The 10,453-nt window shown below is 72.6% G+C and carries 9 protein-coding genes and 1 pseudogene; 1 reads left to right on the top strand and 9 read right to left on the bottom strand.

The genetic code is table 11. The annotated features are described in order from the left end of the window. Positions 1-286 precede the first annotated feature (286 nt). Positions 287-694 (top strand): annotated as a pseudogene (locus tag H5J29_RS09550) (biotin carboxylase N-terminal domain-containing protein); the annotation flags it as partial. A gap of 7 nt (positions 695-701) precedes the next feature. On the opposite strand, the gene H5J29_RS09545 reads toward H5J29_RS09550, so the two are convergent. The 9 genes from H5J29_RS09545 to H5J29_RS09505 are packed head-to-tail and all read right to left on the bottom strand — an operon-like array spanning position 702 to position 10,289. Then, entirely contained in the window at positions 702-1,250 is a 549-nt protein-coding gene (locus H5J29_RS09545; RefSeq protein WP_181780563.1) for an Rv1363c family protein, read from the bottom strand. A gap of 32 nt (positions 1,251-1,282) precedes the next feature. Next, on the bottom strand, positions 1,283-2,521 hold the full coding sequence (locus H5J29_RS09540; RefSeq protein WP_181780562.1) for an MCE family protein: 1,239 nt from the start codon (positions 2,519-2,521) through the stop codon (positions 1,283-1,285). Beyond that, complete coding sequence (locus H5J29_RS09535) at positions 2,518-3,834, bottom strand: MCE family protein (protein ID WP_312858133.1); 1,317 nt, start codon at positions 3,832-3,834, stop codon at positions 2,518-2,520. The genes H5J29_RS09540 and H5J29_RS09535 overlap by 4 nt, the downstream gene beginning before the upstream one ends. Further along, on the bottom strand, positions 3,831-5,156 hold the full coding sequence (locus H5J29_RS09530) for an MCE family protein (RefSeq protein WP_181780561.1): 1,326 nt from the start codon (positions 5,154-5,156) through the stop codon (positions 3,831-3,833). Before H5J29_RS09530 ends, H5J29_RS09535 begins: the two co-directional genes overlap by 4 nt. Next, a complete protein-coding gene (locus H5J29_RS09525; protein WP_181780560.1) occupies positions 5,156-6,115 on the bottom strand; it encodes an MCE family protein in 960 nt (319 codons plus the stop codon). Before H5J29_RS09525 ends, H5J29_RS09530 begins: the two co-directional genes overlap by 1 nt. After that, positions 6,112-7,272, bottom strand: coding sequence for an MCE family protein (locus H5J29_RS09520; protein ID WP_181780559.1), 1,161 nt, complete (start codon positions 7,270-7,272; stop codon positions 6,112-6,114). Before H5J29_RS09520 ends, H5J29_RS09525 begins: the two co-directional genes overlap by 4 nt. Continuing rightward, positions 7,269-8,675, bottom strand: coding sequence for an MCE family protein (locus H5J29_RS09515; RefSeq protein ID WP_181780558.1), 1,407 nt, complete (start codon positions 8,673-8,675; stop codon positions 7,269-7,271). Before H5J29_RS09515 ends, H5J29_RS09520 begins: the two co-directional genes overlap by 4 nt. Further along, positions 8,672-9,475, bottom strand: a complete 804-nt coding sequence (locus H5J29_RS09510; protein ID WP_181780564.1) for an MlaE family ABC transporter permease — start codon at positions 9,473-9,475, stop codon at positions 8,672-8,674. The genes H5J29_RS09515 and H5J29_RS09510 overlap by 4 nt, the downstream gene beginning before the upstream one ends. Positions 9,476-9,494: 19 nt before the next feature. After that, positions 9,495-10,289, bottom strand: a complete 795-nt coding sequence (locus H5J29_RS09505; RefSeq protein ID WP_181780557.1) for an MlaE family ABC transporter permease — start codon at positions 10,287-10,289, stop codon at positions 9,495-9,497. Positions 10,290-10,453 lie beyond the last annotated feature (164 nt).

Raw genomic sequence — 10,453 nt, 5'->3', positions numbered from 1 at the left:
TCCCAGCCGAAGGCCTTGCCCGGTCCGAAGCCGCCCGGGTGGTGCGGACGCCGTGTCATGACTCCTTGGTACCCCAGGAGGGTGGTGTCTGGCACCGATGAGCGGTGGGATTGCCCCGGTCGGCCGCACCAGGCTCAGGGGAGTCTCAGCGTGGAGCCGATGTGCGCAGTGCGCACCGGCCGTTCCATCTGGTGGCTCCGCGGTCGACCGGGCGTGTTCGCGCTGTCTACGCTGCCCGAGTCCCTCACCGGGGACGCACCCACGTCCGAGGTGAACGAGGAGCCGGATGTTCTCGAAAGTCTTGGTGGCCAACCGCGGCGAGATCGCGATCAGGGCCTTCCGGGCCGCGTTCGAGCTGGGCATCTCCACGGTGGCGGTCTTCCCGTACGAGGACCGCAACTCGCTGCACCGCGCGAAGGCCGACGAGTCCTACCTGATCGGCGAGCGCGGCCACCCCGTGCGCGCCTACCTCTCGGTGGAGGAGGTCATCGAGGCCGCGAGGAAGGCGGGTGCCGACGCCGTCTACCCCGGCTACGGCTTCCTGTCCGAGAACCCCGACCTGGCCGCGGCCTGCGCCGAGGCGGATGCCGGTGGTGGAACGGCGGCGGGTGCTGCCGGGGTTCTGCGGAGCCATGGTGACCTCCTACGGGGGTCGGCGGCCGACGGAGTCGGTGGGGCGGGTGGGCTCGGGTCGCCCGGCGTCAGCCGGTCCCGCCGGGGGCGCGGACGGGCGCGAGCCTGCTGACCTTCCAGCCCTCGTCCGTGTGGGTCATCTCGAGCTGCAGGCGCTGCCGGGTGGTGAGGGGCGGCCGGCCCTCCGGGGTGACCTGCACGTCCACCCCGACCAGCACGCGGGCGATCCCGGCCTGCTCGTTCAGCTCGCCGACCGCGGCGTCGGAGACCGTGGCGGTGGTGGTCCGCCGCGCCTGCCCCACGAACTCCGCGTACTGGGCGCGGTTGTCGCGGAACTCCTCCAGCACGGCGCCGGTGGAGGCCTGCTCCCACCGGTCCAGGCCGCCGTCGACGTCCTGGTGGTCGAGGGTGTTGAGGCTGATCGCCGCCTGCCGGGCGGCGACGAGCACGTCGTCTCGCACCTCGGCCGACGAGCGCGCGGAGCTGGTCAGCGTGGTCAGCCAGAGCACGCCGAACACCAGCGCGGCGACGAGTGCCACCGCGGCGGCGACCTGCAGCGCCCGACCCCGCCTCGGCGGGGCGGGGCTCGGGGGCGGGGTGTCCAGGAGCGCGGTCATGGTGGTCTCCATCCGGTCGGCGGGGAGCGACCTCAGGCGAGGATCCCGGCGGGAGTGCCGAGAGGCAGGATCGGTAGCGGGGCGGGACCGTCGGAACCCGACGGCAGCGGCTGGTCGGCCGACGGGTTCCCGCCGGCGGTGGCCGGTGGGCGGGGCGTGGTCGAGTCCTTCAGCCGTGGGGAGTTCTGCGCGCCCCGGACACCGGTGGGGCTCCCCGGCGGCTCGGCGCAGTAGGCGTCGGCGTTCGCGGGGACGTCCCGGACGTCGTCGCCCGGGCGGTGCTCGGTGTCGTACCCGGCCACGCACGGCACCGGGTCGAAGACGTCGAGCACCAGGCCGAGGTGGGCGGTGCCGTCGTTCGGCGCCACCGTGTACGAGTTCGCGATGACGCCCGGGTAGGTCACCAGGATCTGGTCCAGGTTCGCCTGCCGGGGCTCGGCGATCCGGGAGACCGTGAGCAGGTTCGCCACCGTCTCCGACAGCCCCCCGCCGCTCTCCCGCAGCAGCGCGCGGATCTCGTCCGACGCCTGCGGTGCGGTCTGGATCAGCCTGCGCAGGTCCGGGTCCGAGGTCTTCAGCTGCTCGGCGATGAGCCTCAGCGACGAGCTGAAGTCGGCGAACTGGCCTGCGGTCTCGTTCTGCGTGGTCAGCACGGTGCGGCCGTCGCGGAGCAGGTCCCTGGTCTGGGGCAGCGCGTCGATCGCGGACCGCGAGAACTCGTCCGTCGCGTCGAGCAGCCGCTGCAGCGGCACCCCGGTGTTCGCGAAGCCCTGCCCGAGCTCGGAGACCACGGTCTGCAGACTGTCGAGCGGGACCGAGCGGACGAAGCCGTCGAGGCTGGTCACGACCTCGTCCACCTGCACCGGGAGCGTCACCCGGGAGCCGGGGACGACCGTGCCCGACGCGAGCGCGGGGCCGCCGTCCGACGTCGGCTGCAGGTCCACGTACTGCTCCCCGATCGCGGACAGGCTCCGGACGGCGGCGTTCAGGTCGGCCGGGATGTCCGGGCCTCCGCGGTCCAGGTCGAGCTGGACGTCGACGCCGTCCGCGGTCAGGGTCAGCGGCCCGACCCGTCCCACGCTGACGCCGCGGTAGGTCACGTCGGCACCGGTGAAGATGCCGCCGGAGTCGGCGAGCCGCAGGGTGACCGGGTAGGTGGTGGCGCCGAAGATCCGACCGAGGTCGGCGTAGCGGAACCCGACGTAGCCGACACCGACCACGGTGACGACCAGCAGCGCGAGCAGCTGGACGCGCACGGTCCTCGAGATCACCGGCCACCTCCGAGGAGCCCGCCGAGCAGACCGCCCCGGCCGCCGGAGCCGTCCGTGGGTCCCGGCGGGACCGGGGTGTCCGTCGGCGGGGTCGGCGAGGTCCCGTTCTGCTGGGCCTGCCCGGTCGTGGTGGGGACCGGGCCCAGCAGGGGGACCTGCGGTTCGCCGGTGCCGTCGCCGGCGACGAGGGGGGCGAGCAGCTGTGCGGTGGGCGGCAGCTGGGAGAGCAGCGGCAGGTCGGGGGTGAGCGGGCCGTTGGCGGTCAGGAGCCGGTCGAGCAGGTTCTTCAGGTCGAGGTCCACTCGCACGTACAGGTTCGCGTAGTCCCCCGCGAACGCGTCCTTGCCCGCGTCGGTGAAGGGGAAGGACCCGATGAGCTGCAACGAGTTCGGCAGGTCCTGCCCGGACTCGGCGAGCGTGGCCAGGGTCGGCTGCAGCGCCTTCAGGTCGGCGAGGACGTCGTCTCGGCTGCGGTCGATCGCGTCCGTGGCCGTGCCGGAGAGCCGGTCCAGGGCGCGCAGCATGTCGACGAGCTGCTCGCGCTGGCGCTCCAGCTCGGCGAGGCCCGGCTCCAGGTCGTCGAGCGCGGTCTCGATCTGCGGGCGCCGGTCGTCGAGCGTGGCGGAGAGCCGGTTGAGGCCGTCGAGGGCGCGGGTGATCTCGCCCTTCCGGTCGTCCAGGGCGCCGACGAGGGTGTCCAGGTCGTCCAGCAGCGAGCGGATCTGGGGCTCGCGGCCGGACAGCGCGGTGTTCAGCTCGGTGGAGATCGTCTTGATCTGCGCGACGCCGCCGCCGTTGAGCAGCAGGGACAGCGCACCGAAGACCTCCTCCACCTCGACGGCCCGGCCCGAGCGCTCGAGCGGGATGGTCGCGCCGTCGGCGAGGGTGCCGGTCCCGCCCTGGGCCGGGGCGGCCAGCTCGACGAACTTCTCCCCGAGCAGCGAGGTGGTGCGCACCCGGGCGGTCGCGTCGGCGGGCAGCGACACCGCGCCGTTGACCGCGACCGTGACCCGGGCGTTCCAGCTCTGCGGGTCGACGGCGATGGACCGGACGGTGCCGACGTCGACGTCCGCGACCTTGACGAGCGACTGCGGGACGAGGTCCACGACGTCCGGGAACTCGATGGTCACGGTGTAGGGCTCCTCGCCGAGGTCGGCACCACCGGGGAGCTCGACGCCGCGGAGGCCGCCGGAGAGGACGCCGCAGCCGCTGAGGGCGAACGTCGCCACGGTCAACGCCGCCGCGAGCCGACGGCGCGCACCGGCCGGGCGGTGTCCGACTCGCGCGCCCTGGTGTCCGACTCGCGGGGTCACGAGCCACCTCCGAACAGGTTCGAGAAGAACCCGCCGATGCCGCCGCCCTGGTCCTGCTGTGCGGGGGCCCGGGTCGGGGCCGCGGGCAGCGGGAGGGCCGGGGCGGAGCCGGGCTGCTGGGCGGGCGCCGCCGGATTCGGGTTCTGGGCGGTGGGCAGCGAGATGGTGGGGATCGCCAGGCCGGCGACGGGGACGGGCTCGCCCTTGTAGAGGGCGTCCAGCACCTGGACGGGGGTGGGGAGCGGGCCTGCGGCGTCGCGGGCGTCGCAGGTGGGCACGAGCGGCTTCAGCGGGTCCGGCGCACCCGTCTGGATCTGGTCGCAGACGATGCCCAGGACGCCCCCGCTGCCCAGCTCGTTGAGATTCGCCCGGGTGTCCAGCGTCCCCGAGGACCCGTTGTAGGTGTTCGCCAGGTTCGAGATGCCCAGCGGCGCCACGTCGAGGATCTCGGTCAGCGCCCGCCGCTGCTCCACCAGGACGTTCGTGACGTCCGAGAGCCGGTCCACGTTCGACCGGATCGCCGCCCGGTTGTCCCGGACGAACCCGGCGACGTCGCCGAGCGCGTTGCCCAGGTCCTGCAGCGCCCCGCCCAGCTCCTCCCGGTCGTCGGCCAGGAACCCGGTGACGTCCGCGAGCCTGCCGTTGAACTCACGCACCTTCGCGTCGTCCGCGGCGAGGGTCTGCGTGAACTTCTGCAGCTCGGTGACGGTGCCGTACAGGTCGTCGCCGGCGCCCGCGAGGGTCGACGAGAGACCGCCGAGGCCGGTGATCGTGTCGTTGAGCGCCTGGCCGTTGCCCGCCAGGTTCGCCGCCCCGACGTCGAGGGCGTCGGACACCGCGCCCGTCCGGTTGGCCCCGTTCGGGCCGAGGGCCCGGGACAGCTCGGTGGCGGTGCGGGCGAGGTCGTCCACACCCAGTGGGACGGCGGTGCGCTCCAGCGGGATCGTCGCGCCGTCGGCGAGCTGCGGGGCGTCCTGCGCGACGGTCGGGAAGAGCTGCACGTAGCGGCCGGTGACCAGGCTCGGGGAGACGACGGCGGCCTTCGCGTCCGGTGCGAGGTGCACGGCCGAGTCGGTGATCGTCATGTCCACGCGGACCCGCGTGCCCTCGGGCGTGATGGTGTCGATCGTCCCGACGGGCACACCGAGCACCCGGACCTCGTTGTCCTCGAACAGCGCGGAGGCGTTGGTGAAGTACGCGGTGACGTGCCGTCCGCCGCCCATCGTGGCCAGCCAGACCCCGCTCGCCAGCAGGACCGCGACGATCCCGACGAGCGCCGTGATCTGGAGCCGCCGCCTGTCCCCGGCCCACGAGCCGACCATCAGCAGCCTCCCGGGTTCAGCGGGCCGATGCTCGGGACCGGCAGCAGGCCGCAGATGTAGTTGTCGAACCAGCGGCCGTTGCCGACGGCGTTGGAGAACAGCCGGATGAACACGGCCTCGTTCTGCAGCGTCGCCGCGAGATCATCCTGGTTGCGCTGCAGCACCGCGACGACCCGGTCGAGGGTCTCCAGGGTCGGGCGCAGCTGCGCCTGGTTGTCCGCGACCAGGCCGGAGAGCTGCTGGGACAGCAGCCGGGTGCCGGAGAGGAGCCGGTCGATGGCGTCGCGGCGCTCCTGCAGCTCACCGAGCAGCAGGTTGCCGTCGGAGAGCAGCGCGTCGAAGTCCTCGCGTCGGTCCGCGAGGACCCCCGAGAGGTTCCGCGCGCCTGCGAGGAGCTGCCGGATCTGCTCGTCCCGCGAGGAGATCGTGGTGGAGAGCCGGGAGAGGCCGTCCAGGGTGCCGCGGACGTCGTCCGGGGTGTCGCGGAAGGTGTCCGACAGCGTCCGCAGGCTGGTGGCCAGCTGGTCGGTGTCGATCGCGTCGATGGTGCCGGAGAGCCCGTCGAAGGCCTCGACGACGTCGAACGGCGAGATCGTCCGGTCCCGCGGGATGGCGGTGTCCGGGTCCAGCTCCCGGTCGCCCTGCACGTCCAGGGCCAGGTACTTCGAGCCGAGCAGCGTGGCGATCTCGATGGAGGCCGCGGTGCGGTCGCCGACCCAGGCGTCGTCCACCCGGAAGCCGACGTCGACGTGGTCGCCGTTCAGCGCCACCTTCGTGACCCGGCCGACCTCCACGCCGGCGACGGTGACCCGGTCCCCCGGCTGCAGGCCCGCGGCCTCGCTGAACTCCGCTTTGTAGGCCTGCCCGCCGAACAGCGCCGGGGCCTGGAACGCCACCACCGCGACGACGGCGATCAGCACCAGCCCGACGACGGCGAGCAGGACGGGGCGGCGGGTCATCGGGATCCCCCCGGCGGGGCGAAGATCGGCAGGTCCGGGGCACCGGGCGGGACGAGCCCGTTCGCGAGCTGCGGCAACGCGGGCGGGGCGCTCGGCAGCAGCGGCGACGACTGGCCCTGCACCCCGTCGGGATCCGACCCGCACCGCGGTGCGTCCGCCTTGAGCAGCGGGATCTCGATGGCAGGCAGCACCTCGCCGAGCCCGATCGAGCCCGAGGCGCCGCAGAGGTAGAACTGGAACCAGCTGCCGTAGCTCGCGGCGCGGCTGATCGTGTTCAGCTTGCCCGGCGCGAACTGCAGCAGCCGCTCGATGGTCGGCTCGGCCTGGTCCAGCTGCCCGGCGAGGTCCCCGAGCGCGGCGATGTCGCGACGAAGCGGCTCCCGCGCCTCGCCCACGAAGCCGCCGGTGGTCTCGGTGAGGTCCCCGAGGGACTCGATGGCCCGCCCGATGGGCTCGCGGTCCTCGGCCAGCCCGGCGACGAGCTGTCGCAGCGAGATCACCAGCTGGTCGAGCTGGTCGTCGTGGCCGTTGACGGTGTCCAGCACCGAGTTGAGGTTGTCGATGACCTGCCCGATGACCTGGTCTCGGTCGGCGAGGGTGCCGGTCAGCGAGGCGGTGCCGGCGAGCAGGCTCTCCACCGTGCCGCCCTCGCCCTGCAGGGTGGACACGATCTCGGTCGACAGCTGGTTGACCTGCTGCGGGTCGAGACCCTGGAACAGCGGCGTGAAGCCGTTGAACAGCGTGGTCAGGTTGAGCGGCGGGCGGGTCTGGGTCGCGGGGATCGTGCCGCCCGCGGCGAGCCTGCCGCCGCCCGCGCCCTGGGCGAGGGAGAGGAAGCGCTGGCCGATCAGGTTCTTGTAGAGCACCGACGCCGTGACGGACTGCGGCACCGCGAGCGCGGAGTCGACGCTGAAGTCGACCTGCGCCTCACTCCGGTCCACGATCTCGATCTTGTCGACGGACCCGACGGTCACTCCCGCGATCCGCACGTCGTCCCCGACGAGCAGGCCGTTGACGTCTGTGAACCGCGCCGAGTACGCCGTCTTGTCGCCGCCCTGGCTGTTCGCGATGGTCAGCGCCAACACGGTCGTCGCCAGGGCGGTGACCAGCGCGAAGGCCAGGAACTTGGTGAGCGGTCCCACGGGGATCCGGCTCATGCGACCGTCACCTCCGCCCCGCGGTAGAGCGGGCCGAGCAGCACGCTCCCCCACCCCGGGACCTGCTCGGGGGAGGTGCCCTGGCGGAAGGAGACCAGCTCGGCGATCTGCTGCTGCTCGCCGGGAGAGTTGGTGATGCCCATGTCGAACGAGACGGGCCTGACCGACCCACCCGGCCCGACCTGTGTGCCCGGCCGCCGGCCGAGGCCGGGGACCAGGTCCCAGGAGTACGTGCCGTCGAACGTGCCGTAGTCCTCCACGCCGAACCGTCCGGGCGGGCCGACGGGCTGGCCCACCGGCGGGATCGGCGGGACCGACCCGTCGCGGAACGGCCCGTCCGGCGGGTACTGGGGCCCCGGGTCGATCAGCGGGTAGCAGCGCGGCCCGCGGTCGTCGCGGTACGCGGGCTCGTCCTGGTTCGGGAGGTACTTGCCCTGCGTGGCGCCGACCTCCAGGGTGATGTGCACGCCGGGCTCGTTCGTGCCCTTCCCGAACACCTGGTCCAGGTACGGGATCAGGCCCGTGACCTGCTGGAAGAAGCAGGGGAACTCCGGCGAGTAGCGCGCCAGGGTCTCCAGCGTCGGGCGGCTCGAGTCGGCCAGCCCGATCAGGTTCTCCCGGTTGGCGTCGAGGAAGGCCCGCAGGTCGTCCGACGCCCCGGTCACCGACGAGTACAGCCCCCGCAGCTCGTCCGCCTGGTCGACGATCGTGTCGCTGGTGGTGGTCAGCGTGTCGAGCGCCGCGAGCAGGTCCGGCGCGGAGTTCGAGAGGTTCTCGGAGAAGTCCGCGAGCTGGGTGATGTCCTCAGCCAGGTCCGGGATCGCCGGGCGGAACCCCCCGGTCAGCGTCGTCAGCTGCTCCAGCGTGGCGCCGAGCTGGTCGCCGCGGCCCGCGAGGGCCTGGGACAGCGCGCCGAGTGTGGTGGCGAGGTCCTGCGGGCGGACGGACTGCAGCAGCGGGAGGAGGTCGTCGAGCACCCGCTCGACCTCGATGCCCGCCACGCTGCGGTCCAGCTGGATGGTGTCGTACGAGGCCAGCTTCACCGTCCCCGGAGCGCCGGGCGGCACCAGCGACACGTACTTCTCGCCGAACAACGTCTTCGGCAGCAGGCGGGCCGTCACGGTCGCGGGGATCAGGTCGATCTTGTCGTCGTCGATGAGCAGCTCGACGTCCGCGCCGTCGCCGGTGGTGCTGATCTTCTGCACCGACCCGACGACCAGGCCGCGGATCTTCACGTCCGCCTTCTCGTTCAGCTGCGTCCCGACCCGGTCGACGTGCAGGCCCACCGGCACGCCGCCGGAGAACGCGCCCGCGTACTGGGCCACCGCCAGCCCCAGCAACACGAGGATGAACAGCACGAACACCAGGCCGCGACTCGCCTTGCGGAGATCCACGGTCCTCATCCGGCGACCCGCACGCTGGTGTCGGTGCCGAAGAGGACGAGCGTCAGGAAGAAGTCGAGGATCGCGGTGCTCACGATGGACAGCCGCACGGCCCGGCCCACCGCGACGCCGACGCCCGCCGGGCCGCCCTTCGCGTGGTAGCCGTAGTGGCAGTGGATCAGGATGACCACCGTGGCGAAGACGATCACCTTCAGGTACGAGGCGAGGATGTCGCTGACCGGCAGGAACAGGTCGAAGTAGTGGTCGTAGGTCCCGCCCGGCAGCCCGTTGATCACGGTGACGTTGATCCGGGCCGCGGCGAAGCTCATCAGTAGGCCGATGGTGTACATCGGGACGACGGCGACGATGCCGGCGATCACCCGCGTCGTCACGAGGAAGGGGACGGACGGGACCGCCATGACCTCCAGCGCGTCGACCTCCTCGGAGATCCGCATGGCGCCGAGCTGGGCGGTGAAGCCCGCGCCGAGGGTCGCCGTCAACGCGCTCGCCGCGACCAGCGGCGCGATGTCGCGGGTCGTGAAGTACGCGGTGATGAAGCCGGTCAGCGCCTCGACGCCGAGCGAGTCCAGCGCGCGGAAGCCCTGCAGCCCGACCAGCGAGCCGACGAACAGCGACAACGCGGCCATCACGCCGGCCGTGCCGAGGATGACGATCAGGGCACCGGACCCGAAGCTGACCTCGGCCAGCAGCCGGGCGATCTCCTTCGGGTAGCGGCGCAGCGTCCGCGGGATCCACGCGATCGCGCGGGTATAGAGGGAGAGCTGGTCGCCCAGCGACTCCAGCTGCCGGACGGGCTCCATGACGATCCGCGGGGCCACGTCAGATCCCCTTCGGCGGCACGAGCTCGAGGTACAGGGCCGTGAGCACCAGGTTGATCAGGAAGACGAGCACGAACGAGATGACGACGGACTGGTTCACCGCGTCGCCCACCCCCTTCGCCCCGGGCGGCGGGTTCAGCCCCCGGTAGGCGGCCACGACCCCGGCGGTGAAGCCGAACAGGAACGCCTTGACCTCGCTCACCACGATGTCGCTGACCTGCGCGATCGCCGAGAAGCTCGCCACGTAGGCGCCCGGCGTGCCGCCCTGGATGATCACGTTGAAGAAGTAGCCGCCCGCCACGCCGACGACGGTGGCGAGCCCGTTGAGCACCAGGGCGGTGGTGGCCATCGCGAGCACCCGCGGCACGACGAGGCGCTGGATCGGCGAGATGCCGAGCACCTTCATCGCGTCGATCTCCTCGCGGATGGTGCGGGCGCCGAGATCGGCGCAGACCGCGGACCCGCCCGCCCCGGAGATCAACAGCGCGGTGACGATCGGCGCGGCCTGCTGCACGATCGCCAGCACCGACCCGGCGCCGGTCTGGCTCTGCGCCCCGAACTGCTGGGTCAGGCTCGCGAGCAGCAGGGCGATCGTGGCGCCGAACGGGATGGTGAACAGCGCCGTGGGCAGCGCGGACACCTTCGTCACGAACCAGGTCTGCTCGATGTACTCGCGCAGCTGGAACGGCGGCCGGAACGTCTGCCGGACGATGTCGCAGCCCAACCCGAACAGGCGCCCGACGGGGGTGAGGGCGCGGGTCAGCGGGCTGGGGCCTGCCTGCTGGGGAGCGGACACGACGGGGAGCCCTTCGGGTCCTGTGAGCGGCGATCGTCGCCGGGGCGACCATCGCCACTCACGAGGGGTGGGTGGGGAGCAGGTTCACGACGCGGGCTGGGGCGGCCGGGTCGCGACGGGGAGCGCTGGGGGCTAGTCGTGGAAACGGTGTCGGCCGGGGCCCG

Origin of the sequence: Pseudonocardia pini, from assembly GCF_013870575.1 — a bacterium.
Taxonomy (GTDB): domain Bacteria; phylum Actinomycetota; class Actinomycetes; order Mycobacteriales; family Pseudonocardiaceae; genus Pseudonocardia; species Pseudonocardia pini.
Note: the sequence above shows the minus strand (reverse complement) of the source record. Positions and strands in the feature narration are given on the sequence as shown.

Coding starts and splice junctions, on each gene's coding strand:
- H5J29_RS09520 (WP_181780559.1), bottom strand. CDS start 7,272: ATGAGCCGGATCCCCGTGGGACCGCTCACCAAGTTCCTGGCCTTCGCG.
- H5J29_RS09515 (WP_181780558.1), bottom strand. CDS start 8,675: ATGAGGACCGTGGATCTCCGCAAGGCGAGTCGCGGCCTGGTGTTCGTG.
- H5J29_RS09525 (WP_181780560.1), bottom strand. CDS start 6,115: ATGACCCGCCGCCCCGTCCTGCTCGCCGTCGTCGGGCTGGTGCTGATC.
- H5J29_RS09530 (WP_181780561.1), bottom strand. CDS start 5,156: ATGGTCGGCTCGTGGGCCGGGGACAGGCGGCGGCTCCAGATCACGGCG.
- H5J29_RS09545 (WP_181780563.1), bottom strand. CDS start 1,250: ATGACCGCGCTCCTGGACACCCCGCCCCCGAGCCCCGCCCCGCCGAGG.
- H5J29_RS09510 (WP_181780564.1), bottom strand. CDS start 9,475: ATGGAGCCCGTCCGGCAGCTGGAGTCGCTGGGCGACCAGCTCTCCCTC.